Origin of the sequence: Rhodoglobus vestalii, from assembly GCF_006788895.1 — a bacterium.
GTDB lineage: Bacteria > Actinomycetota > Actinomycetes > Actinomycetales > Microbacteriaceae > Rhodoglobus > Rhodoglobus vestalii.
In genome coordinates, this window is sequence record NZ_VFRA01000001.1 from 1,127,986 (window position 1) to 1,144,183 (window position 16,198).

Annotated in this window: 20 protein-coding genes; 10 read left to right on the forward strand and 10 right to left on the reverse strand. The window is 60.4% G+C overall.

Annotation, left to right across the window (positions count from 1 at the left end):
• Positions 1-48: 48 nt before the first annotated feature.
• The 3 genes from FB472_RS05445 to FB472_RS05455 are packed head-to-tail and all read right to left on the reverse strand — an operon-like array spanning position 49 to position 2,692.
• Entirely contained in the window at positions 49-918 is an 870-nt protein-coding gene (locus tag FB472_RS05445; protein WP_141990012.1) for a metal ABC transporter permease, read from the reverse strand.
• Positions 915-1,697, reverse strand: a complete 783-nt coding sequence (locus FB472_RS05450) for a metal ABC transporter ATP-binding protein (protein ID WP_141991480.1) — start codon at positions 1,695-1,697, stop codon at positions 915-917. Before FB472_RS05450 ends, FB472_RS05445 begins: the two co-directional genes overlap by 4 nt.
• A gap of 23 nt (positions 1,698-1,720) precedes the next feature.
• Complete coding sequence (locus FB472_RS05455; RefSeq protein WP_141990014.1) at positions 1,721-2,692, reverse strand: metal ABC transporter substrate-binding protein; 972 nt, start codon at positions 2,690-2,692, stop codon at positions 1,721-1,723.
• Between the two features lie 191 nt (positions 2,693-2,883).
• Between FB472_RS05455 and FB472_RS05460 the strand changes: the two genes are divergently transcribed.
• Positions 2,884-4,452 (forward strand): sodium-dependent transporter, encoded by a 1,569-nt coding sequence (locus FB472_RS05460; RefSeq protein WP_141990015.1) that lies wholly within the window; start codon positions 2,884-2,886, stop codon positions 4,450-4,452.
• Positions 4,449-4,592 (forward strand): MetS family NSS transporter small subunit, encoded by a 144-nt coding sequence (locus tag FB472_RS05465; protein ID WP_141990017.1) that lies wholly within the window; start codon positions 4,449-4,451, stop codon positions 4,590-4,592. Before FB472_RS05460 ends, FB472_RS05465 begins: the two co-directional genes overlap by 4 nt.
• A gap of 49 nt (positions 4,593-4,641) precedes the next feature.
• Here FB472_RS05465 and FB472_RS05470 read toward each other — a convergent pair whose 3' ends face one another.
• The 6 genes from FB472_RS05470 to FB472_RS05500 form a co-directional block, all read right to left on the reverse strand.
• Positions 4,642-6,144 carry an SPFH domain-containing protein gene (locus FB472_RS05470; RefSeq protein WP_141990018.1) on the reverse strand — a complete coding sequence of 501 codons (1,503 nt, stop codon included), beginning with the start codon at positions 6,142-6,144 and terminating at the stop codon, positions 4,642-4,644.
• Between the two features lie 127 nt (positions 6,145-6,271).
• Positions 6,272-7,228, reverse strand: a complete 957-nt coding sequence (locus FB472_RS05475) for an ornithine cyclodeaminase family protein (protein ID WP_141990020.1) — start codon at positions 7,226-7,228, stop codon at positions 6,272-6,274.
• A 302-nt stretch (positions 7,229-7,530) separates the two neighbouring features.
• Positions 7,531-7,881 (reverse strand): HPF/RaiA family ribosome-associated protein, encoded by a 351-nt coding sequence (locus FB472_RS05485; RefSeq protein WP_141990021.1) that lies wholly within the window; start codon positions 7,879-7,881, stop codon positions 7,531-7,533.
• Positions 7,882-8,027: 146 nt separating this feature from the next.
• Positions 8,028-8,150, reverse strand: a complete 123-nt coding sequence (locus FB472_RS14475) for a hypothetical protein (protein WP_281283195.1) — start codon at positions 8,148-8,150, stop codon at positions 8,028-8,030.
• 37 nt (positions 8,151-8,187) lie between these two features.
• Positions 8,188-8,751: an SOUL family heme-binding protein gene (locus FB472_RS05495; RefSeq protein ID WP_141990023.1), complete on the reverse strand. Its 564-nt coding sequence runs from the start codon at positions 8,749-8,751 to the stop codon at positions 8,188-8,190.
• Positions 8,752-8,790: 39 nt separating this feature from the next.
• Positions 8,791-10,239, reverse strand: coding sequence for a dihydrolipoyl dehydrogenase family protein (locus tag FB472_RS05500; protein WP_141990024.1), 1,449 nt, complete (start codon positions 10,237-10,239; stop codon positions 8,791-8,793).
• A 186-nt stretch (positions 10,240-10,425) separates the two neighbouring features.
• On the opposite strand from FB472_RS05500, the gene FB472_RS05505 reads away from it, so the two are divergent.
• The 5 genes from FB472_RS05505 to ppk2 all read left to right on the forward strand — a co-directional run bounded on the left by FB472_RS05505 (position 10,426) and on the right by ppk2 (position 14,011).
• Positions 10,426-11,739, forward strand: coding sequence for an ATP-binding protein (locus FB472_RS05505; protein WP_141990026.1), 1,314 nt, complete (start codon positions 10,426-10,428; stop codon positions 11,737-11,739).
• A 54-nt stretch (positions 11,740-11,793) separates the two neighbouring features.
• Positions 11,794-12,627 carry a dienelactone hydrolase family protein gene (locus tag FB472_RS05510; protein ID WP_246078097.1) on the forward strand — a complete coding sequence of 278 codons (834 nt, stop codon included), beginning with the start codon at positions 11,794-11,796 and terminating at the stop codon, positions 12,625-12,627.
• Positions 12,608-12,796: an SDR family NAD(P)-dependent oxidoreductase gene (locus FB472_RS14535; protein ID WP_342775540.1), complete on the forward strand. Its 189-nt coding sequence runs from the start codon at positions 12,608-12,610 to the stop codon at positions 12,794-12,796. Before FB472_RS05510 ends, FB472_RS14535 begins: the two co-directional genes overlap by 20 nt.
• A gap of 85 nt (positions 12,797-12,881) precedes the next feature.
• A complete protein-coding gene (locus tag FB472_RS14540; protein ID WP_342775541.1) occupies positions 12,882-13,013 on the forward strand; it encodes a hypothetical protein in 132 nt (43 codons plus the stop codon).
• A gap of 200 nt (positions 13,014-13,213) precedes the next feature.
• Positions 13,214-14,011, forward strand: a complete 798-nt coding sequence (gene ppk2 / locus FB472_RS05525; protein ID WP_141990029.1) for a polyphosphate kinase 2 — start codon at positions 13,214-13,216, stop codon at positions 14,009-14,011.
• A 13-nt stretch (positions 14,012-14,024) separates the two neighbouring features.
• Here ppk2 and FB472_RS05530 read toward each other — a convergent pair whose 3' ends face one another.
• Positions 14,025-14,417, reverse strand: coding sequence for an HsmA family protein (locus tag FB472_RS05530; RefSeq protein WP_141990030.1), 393 nt, complete (start codon positions 14,415-14,417; stop codon positions 14,025-14,027).
• A 167-nt stretch (positions 14,418-14,584) separates the two neighbouring features.
• On the opposite strand from FB472_RS05530, the gene FB472_RS14320 reads away from it, so the two are divergent.
• The 3 genes from FB472_RS14320 to FB472_RS05540 all read left to right on the forward strand — a co-directional run bounded on the left by FB472_RS14320 (position 14,585) and on the right by FB472_RS05540 (position 16,188).
• Positions 14,585-15,409, forward strand: coding sequence for a multicopper oxidase domain-containing protein (locus tag FB472_RS14320; protein WP_246078098.1), 825 nt, complete (start codon positions 14,585-14,587; stop codon positions 15,407-15,409).
• A 35-nt stretch (positions 15,410-15,444) separates the two neighbouring features.
• A complete protein-coding gene (locus FB472_RS14325; protein WP_246078099.1) occupies positions 15,445-15,810 on the forward strand; it encodes a multicopper oxidase domain-containing protein in 366 nt (121 codons plus the stop codon).
• A gap of 96 nt (positions 15,811-15,906) precedes the next feature.
• Positions 15,907-16,188: a metal-sensitive transcriptional regulator gene (locus FB472_RS05540; protein ID WP_141990031.1), complete on the forward strand. Its 282-nt coding sequence runs from the start codon at positions 15,907-15,909 to the stop codon at positions 16,186-16,188.
• The last annotated feature ends 10 nt before the right edge of the window (positions 16,189-16,198 follow it).

Genomic DNA, 16,198 nt, shown 5'->3' on the forward strand with positions numbered 1-16,198 from the left:
TTTCGTTCCATCCGACGGGTCTCATTCTAATTAGGTAAGGCTAACCTATTATTTAGAGACTGTCTGCCGCCGCCGACGACTCGTGAGGTACTTGCCGATAACACCCTGCGTCGGGCTAAAGAGGTACACCAGCGCAAACACCGCACCCTCAGCGAGCACAATCATTCCGCCCGATGATGTATCGAGGTAATAACTCAAGTAGAGCCCCGCAACCGCACAGAACGCCGAGATCGTGGGGGCAAGCACGAGCATCCGCGAAAAACGATCGGTCAGCAAGTACGCGGTGGCGCCAGGAATGATCAGCATGGCCACCACCAGAATCACCCCGACCGCCTGCAACGCCACCACCGAAGTGAGTGCGATAAGCCCCAGAAGCGCCGCCCCCAAGACCTTCGGATTCAGCCCAATCGCATGAGCGTGGACCGCATCGAACGCGTAGAGGGTGAAGTCCCGTCTCTTGAAAATCAGGATGCTGAACGTCACCGCACCCAAAATGATCACCTGAAGAAGTTCGGCAGACGAAACCCCGAGCAGGTTGCCGAAGATGATGTGGTTCAGATCCGTCTGCGATGGGGTCACCGAAATCAAGACCAGCCCGAGTGCAAAAAGCGTCGTAAAAACAATGCCGATTACGGCATCCTCCTTAATTCGGCTGGTATTTCTGATGATGCCGATCAGCGCGACGGCCAGAAACCCGAAGACGATGGCCCCGAGCGCAAACGGCGCACCCACCACATAGGCGAGCACCACCCCGGGAAGCACGGCGTGCGACACCGCATCCCCCATCAGCGACCACCCCACGAGCACAAGCCAGCACGAGAGAACGGCACAGACGATGGCGGCGATAACACTCGTGGCCATCGCACGAACCATGAACTCATAGCTGAGTGGTTCAATCAGAAAATCGAGCGGGTTCACGGTGCAGTTCCCGGGTTGAGAACGTCCAGCCCAAACGCTCGCGCAAGATTCGTCGGCTTGAGGATTTCGGTGGGCGTAGAGTGCATGATCACCGAACGCATCAGCAGGATCGCCTCATCCGCGAGCGCAGGCAGCGCGTTGAGATCGTGAGTAGAAACGAACACGGTCGCCCCGTCATCCGCCAGTTGCCGCAACAGTGCTGTGATGGTCGCCTCTGAGCGCTTATCGACCCCCGCGAATGGTTCATCGAGCAAGAGAATCTCGGCGCCCTGAGCAATGCCACGGGCAACGAAAGCGCGCTTCTTTTGGCCGCCAGAGAGTTGACCAATCTGGCGGTCGGCGAGATCAGTGAGTTCCACGCGTTCCAGAGCTTCGGCTACCGCGGCACGGTCAGCCGCTCGAGCCCGCCGCGTGGGCCCCATGTGGCCATAACGGCCCATCATGACCACATCTCTCACCGAAATCGGGAAGGCCCAATCCACTTCTTCACTCTGCGGAACATATCCAATAGCTCCCGCCGAGCGCGCACGAGCCGGGGTCATACCGCCCAGAGTGACGGTTCCACGATCCGGCCGAATCATGCCGGTGATGGTTCTGAACAGCGTCGACTTGCCCGAACCATTCATGCCAATCAGCCCACAAATGCGGCCGGGAGCGATTGAGAAATTGACAGCGTCGAGAGCACGAACGTCACCGTAATGGACCGTGACGTTCTCCACAGCAATAGCGGGAACGGATGCCGCAGCACCGCCGCGCGGTTCACCCCCCGTCGGCCCCAACCCCGGTCCCGGCCGCGAAGGCACTACGAGCCCTCGCCGGTGAGCCCAGAAATAATAACTTGGGCGTCATACCGCAGAAGCTCAAGGTATGACGGAACGGGACCATCGGCTTGCGAGAGGGAGTCCACATAGAGGGTTCCCCCAAAGCGCGTGCCGGTGGCCTCAACGACCTGCTGCATCGCGCGGTCGGAGACCGTGGATTCGCAGAACACTGCAGGGATATTCCGCTCGCGGACGACCTCAATGACGCTGGCGATTTGCCGCGGGGTCGCCTGCTGCTCGGCATTGACCGCCCACAGATAGTGCTCGGTGAGGCCGGCATCCCGAGCCAGATAGGAGAACGCTCCTTCACAGGTGGTGAGCGCCCGCTGCGAGGGCGTGAGCGTTGCCAATTCTGCGGTGAGCTCATCACTTACCGCCTGGAGTTCCTGTTTGTAGGCATCACCATTGGTCTCGTAGGTTGCCGCATTATCGGGGTCGAGTTCGCTGAACGCGGTCACCATATTGTCAACATAAATCTGCCCATTAACGGGGCTCATCCAGGCGTGCGGATTGGGCAAACCCTTGTAGGCATCTTCAGCAATGGTGATCGTCTCCACCCCTTCAGAGACGACAACATGGGGAACATCAAGCCCCCCAACGAACTGTGCGAACCAAGCCTCAAGATTGAGCCCATTGTCAAGAATGAGATCGGCTTCAGCAGCTTTCGCTATGTCACCGGGTGTGGGTTCATAGCCATGAATTTCGGCACCAACCTTGGTGATCGACTCCACCCGCAGTTTATCGCCAGCCACATTCTCTGCCATATCTGCCAGCACCGTAAAGGTCGTGAGAACGACGGGGCGGTCGTCGGCAGGGTCGGGCAGCGCACCAGCATCCGAGGCGATCGTGCACCCGGTAAGCCCGAATACGGTGAGCCCGGTAAGAGCGGTGAGAGCGGTAATGAATGCTCTTCGACTGCCGCGGAGAAAAGTGGATTGCGTCGTGCTGGCCATCCTCCGATTGTATGTTGGCCGCACCCTGTTGTAAATCTACGTCCCGCCGTAGTTTGTGGTTTAAGCCCGATGCGTCTGGACACCGTGCGAAGTCTGGCGAGAGTCAGTGTTAACGTGAACACAGGAATCGGGCAACAATCAGGCAATGGATGGCTGCCCCGCAGACATAAACAAAGACACGAGGAGCGACCTTGGCAGAGCACCACGGATCAGTTGCATCGCGGCCACGAGAACAGTGGAGTGGCCAGCTAGGCTTCATCCTCTCGGCCATCGGCTCAGCCGTGGGCCTGGGCAACATCTGGCGCTTCCCCGGAGTGGCCTATGAGAATGGTGGCGGAGCATTTCTGATTCCCTACCTGATCGCACTGGTTACTGCCGGCATCCCGATCCTGTTCCTCGACTATGCGATTGGTCACCGCTTTCGTGGTTCCTCCCCCACCGCCTTCCGTCGCCTCGGTGGCAAAGCCGGCAAATGGCTTGAATCGCTTGGCTGGTTCCAAGTGTGGATCTGCATCGTCATCGCCGTGTACTACGCGGCCGTCGTGGCCTGGGCAGCCAGCTATTTCACCTTCAGCTTCGATCTGCGCTGGGGTGACGACACTGCCGGGTTCTTTCAGAATGAGTTTCTTCAGGTAAGCGACCCAGGATTCAGCGCGCAGTTCGTTCCCGCCGTGCTGATTCCGCTTGTGCTGGTCTGGGTGCTCGTGTTGGTCGTGCTCGGTTCCGGCATCGCCAAGGGAGTGCAGCGCGCCAACGTGATCTTTCTGCCCCTGCTGGTTGTCGCCTTCCTGATCTTGGTAGTACGTGCGCTGTTCTTGGATGGCGCCATGGACGGCCTCAACGCTCTCTTCACGCCCGACTGGGCAGCCCTCGGCAACCCCAGTGTGTGGATCGCCGCCTACAGCCAGATCTTCTTCTCACTGTCGATCGCGTTCGGCATTATGATCACCTACTCCTCGTACCGAGCACGTCGCGCCAACGTCACCGCCCCCGCGCTGGTTGTTGCGTTCGCGAACTCATCGTTCGAGATCATCGCCGGCATCGGTGTGTTCGCCACCCTCGGCTTCTTCGCGTTCCAGCAGGGTGTCGGCATTGATGAACTTGAGGGGCTCACCGGCGTTGGTCTCTCGTTCATCACCTTCCCCGCGATCGTCTCCGAAATGCCAGGGGGTGCACTGTTTGGCGCACTCTTCTTTGGCTCGCTTGTGATGGCAGGATTCACCTCACTTTTGTCCGTGTTGCAGGTGGTGTCATCCGCGTTCCAAGACAAATTCGGCCTGAGCGCGCGTCAGGCATCGCTGCGTGTCGGTATCGTGCTCGCCGTTGTCTCGGTGCTGCTCTTCTCGACGACCACCGGCCTCATCACTCTCGACACTGTCGACCAGTGGGCGAATAACATCGGAATCGTCGTCGCCGCAATCGCCTCCACAATCCTTGTGATCTGGGTGTTCCGCAAGGGCCCCGAGCTTGCAGCACACCTCAACGCCGTCTCCACCTTTAAGGTGGGCCGTATTTGGCAGTTACTCGTCGGCGTGCTCGCCCCGATTGTGCTGCTCTATATGCTCATCCAGCGAATTATTGTGCTCGTGACCGAAGGCTATGAAGGGTACCCGCTGTGGTATTTGGCGGTCGCAGGCTGGGGCACAGTCGCGGTCATACTGGTCGGAGCGATCACTATGACGGCTTTGCGGTGGAGGCATGACCCCGACGATTTCACTGCGTGGCCCAGCGCCGAAGCACTGAAGGAGCTCAAGAAATGACCGGCATCGCGTTTGCATTCTTCCTTGTCGCCGCCGTACTCGTCTGGGGCGGACTTATCGCGAGCATCATCTTTATCGCGCGACGACCCCAGGTCGAGAAGTACCCTGAGGGCTCAGAGCTCGTCGGCGACGACGATTAGAGTTCGTGGCCGGGCCCTCTACAGAGAAACCCGACCACGAATGACCCTGCTACTGAGCGCTGTCGCCCTCAACGCCTGAGGAGTCGTCAGCGGCGGGGTCGTCAGTGGCGGGGTCTTCTGCTGGTGACGACGATTTTGCAGCAGAGCCGAAACCGCTGTCGGCAAAGTGCGCAAGTCCGGCATCCACTGAACTTTCTGAACTGCTGCCGCGAGCGCCTTCGCCGACTGCTTGACCGACTGCGCGACCCTGGATGAGGGAGGCAAGGTCGAGTCCGGTAGCGGCCTTGATCGACTCGAACGAGCTGCGCAATGCGATCGCGCTCTCGTTGCCGATGGTGTCAGCCGCACTGGATCCGTTGCCACCGATGACGGTGACGGAGCCGATCTGGCCGTAACCCTTGGCCCACTGCTCCATGACGAGCGGAAGTGCCTCGAGGGCGCGCTGGGCGAGGAGTGCTTCTTGGTGCTTCGCGAGCGCGCCAGCTTCTGCCTCAATGCTTGCTGCTTTTGCTTCACCGGCGAGACGGGTTGCATCGGCATCGGCGGCGGCACGAACGCGCACAGCCTCAGCTTCGACGGCCGCGATCTGGGCTTGAGCTTCTGCACCCTTGACGAGGCGGTAGGCGTCGGAGTCCGCATCTTTTTGCGCCTTGTACAGGTTTGCGTCAGCAAGCCGCTTTACGTCAGCATCGAGTTCGGCCTGACGGTTCTCGGCACGCTGCTGGAGAACTCCCTGCTCGGCCGTGGCGCGAGCGAGTGCTTCTGCCTGCTCGGCTTCCGCGTTTGCTTTACCAACCTCAGCCTTCGAGTCTGCGGTGTTCTTGTCGAGCGCGGTCTGCTCGATCAGGTTCGCCTCAGCGACGGTGATGTTGCGCTTAGAGATTTCGCGGTTCGCGTCAGCGGTGGCCAGCTCTGCCTCGCGACGCTTGGACTCAATCTGCGGCGTACCGAGTGACTGGATGTAGCCAACCTTGTCACCGATGCCCTTGATCTGGAATGAGTCAAGGATGAGGCCCTGCTCCGAAAGTTCGGTCGAAACGTCGGTAGCGATCTGGTCAGAGAATTTCTTGCGCTCCCGCATCAGCTCAACAACGGACAGCGTTGCGACGACACCACGGAGGGCACCCTCAAGCTGCTCTGTTGTGAACTGCTCGATGGCCGCATCCTGCGACGCGAAACGCTCTGCGGCACGACGCACGAGGTCGGGTTCTGACCCAATCTTCACAATGGCGACAGCCTCAACCTGAAGGGTGACGTTGTCGGCCGACTGGGCTTCTGCGGTCATCGAGACCTGACGCGAGCGAAGCGAAATCGTTTCGTGGCGCTGCGTGATCGGGTTGACCAGAGCCTTGCCATTAACAATGACAGTGACCGCCGAATCGCGCCCACTGGAATCTTTCTGGGAACGACCGGAGACGACGAGCGCTTCGTCGGCGCGGGCGACCTTAAACCATGCCCGCGCGATCAGGAGAAGGATGAGCAGCAGTACAACAACTACCACCACCCCGATTCCGATCAGGAGGACGGTTCCGCCGGTGGCGAAGAGTTCCATAAATAAGCCTTTCAACGATGAGCGGTATCTATCCATTGTCGCCGGTTACCGGCCACTGTGCGGGAATGAGCCAAGAAATAGCAACGTCGGAACGGATTTTCGTCGGCGTTCCTGGGACGACTCCGCGCTAGGCTGCGTCGGCGGTGCGACCGGTGGCGGATGCGATCGCGGATGCGATGGCTAGGTCTTCCCAACTCATACCCGAACTCTTAAACACGATGGGCCTTTCAGCATCGAGCTGCACTGTGCCGCGAACGACATCGGCCACCGGGATGAGGTCATCAGAAGTGAGCGCCCCTTCGTCGATCGCCATAACCACGTCGCCGCTTTCCCGCACCGCGGTGAGGACATCTTCCACGACCACTTGCGCCCGGGCCATGAGCGCACCGTCAAGCTCACGAGCATTCGGCTCATGGGAACCAACCGCAACGACAACGACATCCGACCGCACGGTGGTGGAGTCGAACACTGGAGTGCGGGCGGTCGTTGCACACACGATGAGCCCGGCGATCGCGACCGCTTCGGAGGCCTCGGTGCTGCCCGCTTCGACAACTCGTGCCTGGGCGATGTCGACAATTCGAGCAGTGCGAGCGACGACAGTCACGGATGCAATCGACCGCTGTTCGCCGAGAACTGCTCGAAGCGTGGCCAAGTGTTCTGTCGCTTGCGGGCCGGCCCCAAAAATGACGACATCGAGAGGATCAGGCGACCGCAGAAGTGCCGTCGCTGTGGCAGCGAAGGAGACAGCCGGCGTGCGGATGCTCGTGAGAGCGGCGCCATCCAGCAGAAGTGTCGGCGAGAGCGTTTCGGCGTCGAACAAAATGTAGAGCCCCTGAATGCGCGGCAATCCGTGACCCGGGTTGTTGGGGCTGACGGTGAGCACCTTGATGCCGGCGTGCGGGCCCACTTCCGACGGCATCAGCAAGAACTGCCCCCGGGTGAGTCTCTCGAATACGCGAGCATGATCCATCCCGGGATCGAAGCCCGCACGGAGCGCGTCCTGTACCGCATCGACCGCTTGCGCCGGGCTGATGGCGGCACGCACCGCGGCTTCGTCGAGGTATCGAGGTGTCGTAGCGGTCATCGGAGCACCAATCCCGGCGTGATGGCGACCGGCAGGGATGCGACTATTCGCAACGGCTCTCCGCCGGTGTAGTGGTCGCCTGTTGCGTACTGCTCTGGCATCGCGCCGCCTCTTTCGCTGGACTGCAATTGCAATGGTACTGATTGCGGCGACTGGCGATGAGTTCCAAAGAGTTCGCCCTGCTGTGGATCGCTCGGCTCTTCTCTGCTCGATCACCCTCGGCGGTTCGCGGCTCGCACTCGCGACCTCGGGAAGCGCGCGAGTCCGGGACTACTGCGCTCTCTTGTGACGAACGCTGCCGCCTAGCGGGGCTCGACTCCACCCATCGAGCTGTCGCCCTTGTGCTGGTCGGCGCGCCCAAACGCTGTGTCGAGCACGTGTCGCATCTTTCGAATGGCACCATTGACCGCGGTTTCGACAGTTGATGCGTTATCGCTCGCGAGTTCAGGATTTTTGCCCTCGGGGCGGGCCTCAAGTTGGCAACGGATGTCGTCACCTGTGCTGCGACCGGCGCTCTCGTCGCTCAAGTGCACCTCAACCCGGGTCAGGTGGGAACTGAAATGCGAGAGCTTGCTTTCGACCGAAGACACGATCTCGGCGGTCGAGTCTTCGCTGAGGGTGATGTTGTTATCGGTATTGACGATGACGTGCATGGTCGCCTCCTGGCGGTTGCGGTGCCCCGTCGGCTGCCGCGGAGTGTGAACTTCGCGAGAGCGTCAGCAGTGCATCCACTATTCACGCTACGCCGCCAACCTGTATGCCATGTCGTCGGCTGGCCGAAGTGAAGCCGGGGGTTGAGTCAGCTACCTTTTGGCACCCGCGTGACCTCATCGACGTATTCAACGACGGGGAACGGTTCATAAAAATCGTGCAGCAATGCCTGCCACTGCTGATACTCGGGGGATGCCCGAAACCCGGGCATGCCCGCAATGATGCTCTTCGCTTCGGCGAATGCCTCCCTATTTGGTGGGGTTCTCAGCGACCTCAACAAGCACCTCGTTATGGCGGAGAAATGAGGGCGTGAGGGGTGGGTCGAAGCGTGCGAACCAGGGTTCACCGATGGTGGTGAGCCCAGCATCCGTCACCCCGGATAGCAACCGGGTGACGTGCTTGTCGAAAGACGACTTGCTCCAGCGGCCCGTGAATCTCATCGCAGCCACAAGCCTCGCGGGCACTGTGCGCAGCGACACCTCGCTGCGAGTTGGGAGGGGTGCCGACGCTTCATCGAAGGATGCCGGGAGCACGAAAGCGACCGTGTAGTTGCCGCCGGCGCCAGTTTGCACCACGGGTGCCGTCATAGCGACTCGTTGGGACTTTGCCTGAACTACCGGGGAGGTCATATCGATTGACTGCTGCGCGGTGTTGTCACCGGAGATGTAGCCGAAAAGAAAGCGGAACGCACGGTTTCCGGCATCCTCGAAATCAGCGGACACCTCTGTCTCGGCAACAACGTGCTCGGGGTATCGGCGCACCTCGATTGTGCCCTCGGTGGCAACGAGATCGAACGGCTGCTTCTCAGTCATGTGCCGATCGTACGCTCGGCAACTGGGAGGCGATACCCGTCAGTTCGCGGCCGGTGAACTCGTATGCACCTCCGAGTGCTCCGCGAGCGGCGCGCGTTCCGCCAGCAGCGCGCGAGCCGCAAGTCCGATGACCGCACTGTAGGTCGGGTACGCAAACTTCACCCCGGCGAGTGTCGAGACATCAATGCCTGCCGCCATCGCCGTAGTGACGGATTGAACGACCTCGATAGCATTTTCACCGACGGCGTGCGCTCCCAAGATCAGCTCCCGTCGACGATCAGCAATCAGTTTCAAAAAACCGCGGGCCCGGTCATCGATTACCGCACGATCGAGCTCGGTATACGGCACCGTAGCGACCACACAGTGGCGGTCACGCTGTCGAGCCTGTTCCTCTGTCAGCCCGACGCCAGCATAATCCGGGTCCGTAAAACCTCCGGCGGGAAGCAAGTGGTGGGGTGTGCGACGGTTGGCATCAAGCACCGCATTTTCTGCGGCCGCTTCACCCTCAAAATGTGCGGCCTGCACGAGCATGTCGCGACCATTGGCATCCCCCACGGCGTAAATATGTGGCACAGCGCTGCGAAAATACTGGTCGACGGGAATTGACGAACGCACGACCGTGATCCCGGCGTTCTCCAATCCAAGGTCATCAACATCCGCCGGCCAACCCGTGGCCATGACGACGGCATCGAAGTCAGCAGACACCGGCTCCCCGCCCGAGCGCCAGGTAAGCATGATCGAGCCGTCTGCGGATCGTGTCAAACTTTCCACACCGTCCAAGCCCGTATGCACCGCGACACCCTGTTCCACGAACGCGGTAGAAACGGCGGCAGAAATATCGCTGTCCGATGCCGCCAGAATTCTGGGCGCGACATCCAGCAACGCCACCTGAGAGCCAAAGGCACTGAAAACAGTGACCAGCTGAGCGCCGGTGTTGCCGGCACCGATAATCGCGATGCGGCGGGGAAGGGAGGGCAAATCGAGCACATGCTCGGGCACGGTCGCGAGTTCAGCACCCGGAATCGGCAGACGCCGCGAGTGCCCACCGACAGCAATAATCACCGAATCACCCGTGATGCGTCGCCCACTGTCAAGCGCAAGCGTCGTGGTGTCGACAAACCGTGCCCTGCCATCAAGGATGAGTTCAATCCCTAACGCCGAGAAACGTCCGGGCTCGTCCTTCAGCGACCGAACCTTGTCCACGGTTGCGCGCACCCGGGTCACTGTCGCGTTCCACTGCACCTCGGGTGCCGAGATTGCAATGCCATATTTGTGGGCGAGTCGCACCTCGCGCACCAGTCTCGCCGTTTTTGCGAGCACCCGGGTCGGTACACAACCGGTATTGACGCAGGTCCCCCCGGTGCGGGATGCCTCCACCACCGCCACCCGGGCGCCCAACTCTGCCGCGCGAATCGCCGCCGAGGTTCCGGCCGGGCCCGCACCGATGACGACAAGGTCGTAGTGATCGCGACCTTTAGTTAGCTCCATGACAGGGATCACGCCTTCACTTTTAGGGGGAGCGCTCACCACCCCATGCGAGCGTGCAATGCGCGTCACCATGGAATTGGCGATCCTTAACAATATATCGTTCAGCGACCACATTTTCACCACAGCCTACGCACGGCCAAGTGCCCTAGATTTACCGGCACCCACCATTGATCCCAGGGAGTCACATTGTCTGTATGGCGCATCCGCGACTTTCACTCCGACGATCTTGACGGCATCCTGCATCTGTGGGAAGAGCTCACGGCCCTAAAGATTGACCCGGTGTACGGACTCTCGGAGGTGCTCGCGAGCTGTGAGAAGGATCAGGCTGTCGTTGCCATGCACGGCGATGAGGTAATCGGTGCTGCTGTCGGTCGTGCGGCCCACGCGCAGGGTTGGATTGTGTTCCTCACAACCGCGCAGCGCTGGCAGAACCAGGGTATTGGCACGGCAATGCTCGGTGCACTGGAAAAGCGAATGGCGCCGTTCGGGCTCGCCAAACTTTCTGCGCTGCTTCCGGAGTCGGCAAGCCGCGTGGATGCTTTCGTCAATCGCGGCTTCGAAGTGAAAAAGAATTTACGATATTTTGAGCGCCACATCCCGGTGCAGCGCGAAGAGTTGCGCTCCCTTGCCGAGTTGGGTGGGCGGATGCTTCCCCGCGACCTGTGGGAAGGTGTCGGCGGTATGCAGCGCGAAAAAGAGCTGCTTGAGCGCCGCCTGGTGATGCCGCTCGCCAAACCGGAGATGGCTGACCAGTATGGGGTGGTGCCGCCGAAAGCAGTTGTACTGTTCGGCCCTCCTGGCACGGGAAAGACCACCTTCGCCAAGGCGATCGCGTCGCGTCTGGATTGGCCATTCGTCGAGGTATTCCCGTCCCGACTCGCCGCCGATCCGAAGGGGCTCGCGGGTGCTCTGCGAGAGACCTTCCTTAAAGTCTCCGAGCTTGAGCATGTGGTGGTTTTCATCGACGAGGTCGAGGAGATCGCGGCACAGCGTGGCGGTGAACCGCCGTCGGCCCTGCAGGGAGTTACCAACGAACTACTCAAAATCATCCCAGCGTTCCGCGAGCAGCCGGGGCGACTCCTTGTGTGCGCCACCAACTTCATTCGCGCTCTCGACTCCGCCCTGCTCCGCCATGGTCGCTTTGATTATGTCGTTCCGATTGGGCTACCGGATGTTGCGGCGCGGCACGCTATCTGGGAGCGCTACATTCCTGCCGGTGTCACTGGACTCGTTGACCTTGACGTGCTGGTGTCCTCAAGCGAGGGTTTTTCGCCCGCCGATGTTGAGTATGCGGCGCGCCGGGCTTCTCAAGAAGCACTGGAGCGCGCTCTCTTCGACAGTGTGGATGCCGCGGCTCCCGCCAATCCTGCCGGCTCCGCCGCCCCAGCTGGCCCGACCACCGAGGACTACCTCTCAGCGATCCGTTCCACCCGCACCACTGTCTCGGCTCAAGTCGCGGCAGAGTTTCTCGAAGATATTGAGCGGCTCGCCCGCCTCTAGCGCAGACCGGCTGCACACATCCAGCTGACGGATTTCATGGAGGATGATGAACAGGTGACAGGCACAGAGACCCAATCCGCCCCGGTAGGTCAGCTTGCCGGGTGGGTTCGCGCTCCATTCACGGGAGCCGGTACGACCTACGACTGTTTCGAAAAAGGCTCAGGGCCGGGAGTGGTGCTGATCCCTGAGATTCCGGGGATTACCCCCGAGGTTCTCGGCCTGGGCGAGCACCTCGTTGCGGCAGGCTTCACCGTGGTCGTACCCTCCCCGTTTGGAGAGCCGGGTCGATCCATCTCCGGCGGCTACATGATGGGAACGATACTTCGACTCTGTGTCTCGTCAGAGTTCCGGGCGTTCGCCACGAATGCCCATCGGCCAATCACGGATTACCTGAGGGCCGTCGCATCCGATCTCGCCGCCCGCACTCCAGGAAAAGGCGTCGGCGTTATTGGCCAGTGCTTCACCGGCGGCTTCGCTCTGGCAGCCGCAATTGATGATTCCGTTGCCGCGTCGGTTTTGAGCCAACCCGCCACACCAATTCCGTTGGGCCGCGCCCGCCAACTCGACCCCGGGGTCTCTCGGCAAGAATTTGATCGCATCGCGGCACGAGCCAGTGCCGGCGAAGTGTGTGCGCTCGGTTTACGTTTCAGCGAAGACAGCTCCGTCCCACGAGCACGATTCGACACCATCAAGAAGCGCCTCGGGGATGCCTTCGAGATTATCCAACTGGATTCTTCTCCGGGCAACCCCGACGGCTACGCGAAGTCCGCGCACTCGGTGCTCACCGGTGAGGTGCGCCAGAACCCCGCCAATTCGGCGTCGGCCGCCCGCGATCGCGTTGTTGCATTTTTGAAGGAACGGATCAGCAATGAGCGCATGGACTACTGAACAGATTCCTGACCAGAGTTTTCGGCGAGTTGTGGTCACCGGGGCGAGCTCCGGGCTCGGGGAGATCATTGCCCGCGAACTCGCCCGCACGGGCGCGCACGTTGTGCTGGCCGTTCGCAACACCACCAAGGGAGAAGCATCGGTGGGGCCGCACCGCAGACGGCTATGAGCTGCAGCTCGGCACCAACCATCTGGGCTATTTTGCGCTCACCGGGCTTCTCCTAGACGCACTGGGCCGCGGAACCCAACCACGGGTGGTAACCCTCAGCTCCATCGCCCATCCGGGGTACTTGGCGACCAACCTTCAGTCCACCCTCCCCACCGGCATGGCCGTGCGGGTGATGAAGATCGGCAATCCTCTCATCGCGCAGACGGCAGAGTGGTGAGAACTGCGCGGCGACCCCGCCGAGGTGCACGCCATCCCTGCAGCTTAGGACCCCGCAATTGCTCGCCGGCTCTGGTCAGTATCTGAGGAGTTGACGGGCGTGAGCTTCCTGGCTGTACTCAACAAGTAATTGCAGGGATCTCCCTCATCATTCCTCGGTTCTCCCTCAGACATTATTGCGCAGGCGCCTAAAGTGAACACATGTCTCAGACCCAGCGTGTATCTATGGAGTTGTACGAGCGAGAGTTGAAGCGCTTGCAGATCGAACTCGCGGCGATGCAGCGGTGGATTGTCGAATCAGGCTTGCGAGTGCTGGTGATCTTCGAGGGTCGAGATGCCGCAGGCAAGGGCGGAGCGATTAAGCGCATCACTCAATATCTCAATCCCCGATCGACTCGAGTGGTCGCCCTACCGCAGCCGAATGAGCGCGAGAAGGGGCAGTGGTACTTCCAGCGCTACGTTAAGCACTTGCCGACCCGGGGCGAGATCGTGCTGATGGATCGCAGTTGGTACAACCGCGCCGGCGTCGAGCGAGTGATGGGCTACTGCACTGACGACGAGTACGAACTCTTTCTTCGGCAGGTTCCCGTCTTTGAGCAGATGCTCGTCGATGACGGTATCGTGCTGATCAAGTATTGGTTCTCGGTGTCTGACAAAGTGCAGCAGCGACGTTTTAAATCCCGCCTCCATGACCCCGTGCGCCGGTGGAAACTTTCCGACACCGACCTCCAGTCCATCACTCACTGGGAGGATTACTCGCGCGCCAAAGATGCGATGTTCGCCGCCACCGATACGGAGTACGCCCCGTGGTGGACGGTCGACAGCGACGTCAAGAAAGTGGCACGTCTCAACGTGATGAATCACTTCGTCTCGCAGATCGAGTTCGAGCGCACAGAACCAAAGTCGGTAAAAATTCCGAAACGGCCGAAGGCTGCGAACTACTCACGCCCCCCGGTTGACACCCAACACTTTGTTCCCGATATTGCAGTGGATTTGTGAGAACGTAAGTCATTTAGCCGAGGCTTGAGCCGAGCGCTCCGACGATGTAGGGAACGAGCCAGATCACCCACACGATGACCGAAAAACGGTGGAAGCTGTTTTTTTCGGTTTCACGATTGCGCACGAGCACGACGATCGCCCACGCGAGGTGCACAGCCATGAGAACGATCGCGATCACCCCGGTCACGCCCATCAGCTGATTCAAGGCACTCTGTTCGATACCCGCCGCCCGATTCTCGTTCGCAATCATGTTCATGAGAAAAGTGCCGCTCGCGTCAGCTGCGAGCCCAAGCCCAAAGAATATGGCGTGCCACGGCTTGAGTACTTTCTGCACACGTTCGCTCCATACCCCGATCGTGTAGAAGACGAGGGCGAACGTGATGAGAATGATTGCGGGTAGCAGCATGCTCCTATTCTGCTTTGTTCACAACGTGGGGGCGAGCGCCGAGTGTCAGCGCTTGGGTCTGCTGCACCGATCGGTCAAGCTGTCACCTCAACGCGCAGCAGAGCCAAGGACGGGCTTTGAAAGAATGCTTCTAACGACGGCGTGGACGCAGTTGACGGTGTCTGAGGATGTGGTCGGCAACGTCTAGAGGTGGCATCGCAGCGATCACCGTCAACTGGAGGACACTGCTGAACGAAGACGCCAGCTATGGCCCCATCGGTTTCGTGAAACGTTGGCTCAACGCCCAAACCCGATTCTGGCAAATCTCCAGAGGGGCATGCAGCCATGGACACCGGGCCGATCGCGCCCGAACATTACCCGCCCAGGATTGCTATCTGCCGGTGGTGATGTGGGGCTACGGAAATATGGGATGGGCCTGGGGATACGGGCTGCTAACACTGGCGAGCGTCGCCCTGCTCAGCTATGTCATTGTTCGTTTGGTCTCGAACAGGTCCGGGATTGACAACGCACGATCTTATTCGCGGCCCGCCGACTCATCCAATGCAAAGCGAATCCTTGAGGAGCGTTTCGCTCGTGGGGAGCTCACCGCGGAACTGCGAAGTGTCAATGGCGCCCTCGCCGTTGCCCTCAAGTCTTCACCCCAGCAGGTGACGATCGCGGGTCGTAACGTGCAGGCGTTGAGCTACAACGGCGGGGTGCCCGGCCCAATGCTGCACGTTTGTGCGGGAGACACCCTCAGCGTGAGCCTCCGCAATGGCCTGAAGGATCCCAGCAACTTGCAGGTCCACGGTCTCCACGTGTCGCCCGAAGGCATAAGCGACAACGTATCCGTCACCGTCGAAGCGGGCGACTCCTTCGATTACCAGTACGAACTGCCCGCCAATCACCCTCCGGGCGTTTCGAATCCGCGCACGAGGTTGACGAGGTCGTGCTGGCGTCGGGCAACCGAGCAGACCTCCTTGTCACCGGAAAGGCTGGCACCTCCACGCTGAGCGCCCTGCCCCACGACCGCGGATCAGCCGGCGGCATGATGATGGGAGGCGGCAGTTCTCGTAGCGCCGACGAAATCCCACTGGCCACAATCAACGGCCGCGCATTCGATGTCACCCGAATCGACACGACCGTCCAATTCGACAGTGTCGAGGAATGGTTGCTGACAAATACCAGCACGCTCGACCACCCCCTCCACCGCCGCGTGTGGCCGATGCAGATCATCGAGCAGGATGGGCGACCAGTCGACACCATCATGTGTCAAGACATCGTGAACATTCCAGCACGGAGCACCACGCGCGTGCGGATCGTGTTTGACGACTTCAGCGGACGAACCGTGTACCACTGCCACATTCTCGATCACGAAGACAACGGGATAAAGGGAATCGTCGACACAAGCTGACCGAAACGGTGTTGCTCCACGGCCGGCTCACATTGGGCGGAGCAGTCAGGACTCGAATACTATGTATCGGATACTCTAGGGGGGTATGGTATTTGTGTGAACGGATACGCCCAGAATAAAGATGATGTTCTCAAGCGGCTTCGTCGCGTCGAGGGGCAAGTTCGCGGAATAGAGCGGATGGTCGAGTCCGACAAATATTGCATCGACGTTCTGACTCAGGTGTCTGCCGCCACGAAAGCTCTGGAGTCAGTCGCGCTGTCGTTGCTCGCAGACCATGTGAGCCATTGTGTTGCCGAAGCCGCCGCTGAAGGTGGACCTGTCGCGGTTCAGAAAATCCGCGAAGCCAACGAAGCGATCGCCCGTCTCGTACGTTCCTGACAACGAATTA

Excerpts from the sequence above, each read along its gene's own strand:
- FB472_RS05455 (WP_141990014.1), bottom strand. The coding sequence starts at position 2,692 with ATGGCCAGCACGACGCAATCCACTTTTCTCCGCGGCAGTCGAAGAGCA.
- FB472_RS05465 (WP_141990017.1), top strand. The coding sequence starts at position 4,449 with ATGACCGGCATCGCGTTTGCATTCTTCCTTGTCGCCGCCGTACTCGTC.
- FB472_RS05470 (WP_141990018.1), bottom strand. The coding sequence starts at position 6,144 with ATGGAACTCTTCGCCACCGGCGGAACCGTCCTCCTGATCGGAATCGGG.
- FB472_RS05475 (WP_141990020.1), bottom strand. The coding sequence starts at position 7,228 with ATGACCGCTACGACACCTCGATACCTCGACGAAGCCGCGGTGCGTGCC.
- FB472_RS05485 (WP_141990021.1), bottom strand. The coding sequence starts at position 7,881 with ATGCACGTCATCGTCAATACCGATAACAACATCACCCTCAGCGAAGAC.
- FB472_RS14475 (WP_281283195.1), bottom strand. The coding sequence starts at position 8,150 with ATGCCCGGGTTTCGGGCATCCCCCGAGTATCAGCAGTGGCAGGCATTG.
- FB472_RS05495 (WP_141990023.1), bottom strand. The coding sequence starts at position 8,751 with ATGACTGAGAAGCAGCCGTTCGATCTCGTTGCCACCGAGGGCACAATC.
- FB472_RS05500 (WP_141990024.1), bottom strand. The coding sequence starts at position 10,239 with ATGGAGCTAACTAAAGGTCGCGATCACTACGACCTTGTCGTCATCGGT.
- FB472_RS14535 (WP_342775540.1), top strand. The coding sequence starts at position 12,608 with ATGAGCGCATGGACTACTGAACAGATTCCTGACCAGAGTTTTCGGCGA.
- ppk2 (WP_141990029.1), top strand. The coding sequence starts at position 13,214 with ATGTCTCAGACCCAGCGTGTATCTATGGAGTTGTACGAGCGAGAGTTG.
- FB472_RS05530 (WP_141990030.1), bottom strand. The coding sequence starts at position 14,417 with ATGCTGCTACCCGCAATCATTCTCATCACGTTCGCCCTCGTCTTCTAC.
- FB472_RS14320 (WP_246078098.1), top strand. The coding sequence starts at position 14,585 with ATGTGGTCGGCAACGTCTAGAGGTGGCATCGCAGCGATCACCGTCAAC.
- FB472_RS14325 (WP_246078099.1), top strand. The coding sequence starts at position 15,445 with ATGATGATGGGAGGCGGCAGTTCTCGTAGCGCCGACGAAATCCCACTG.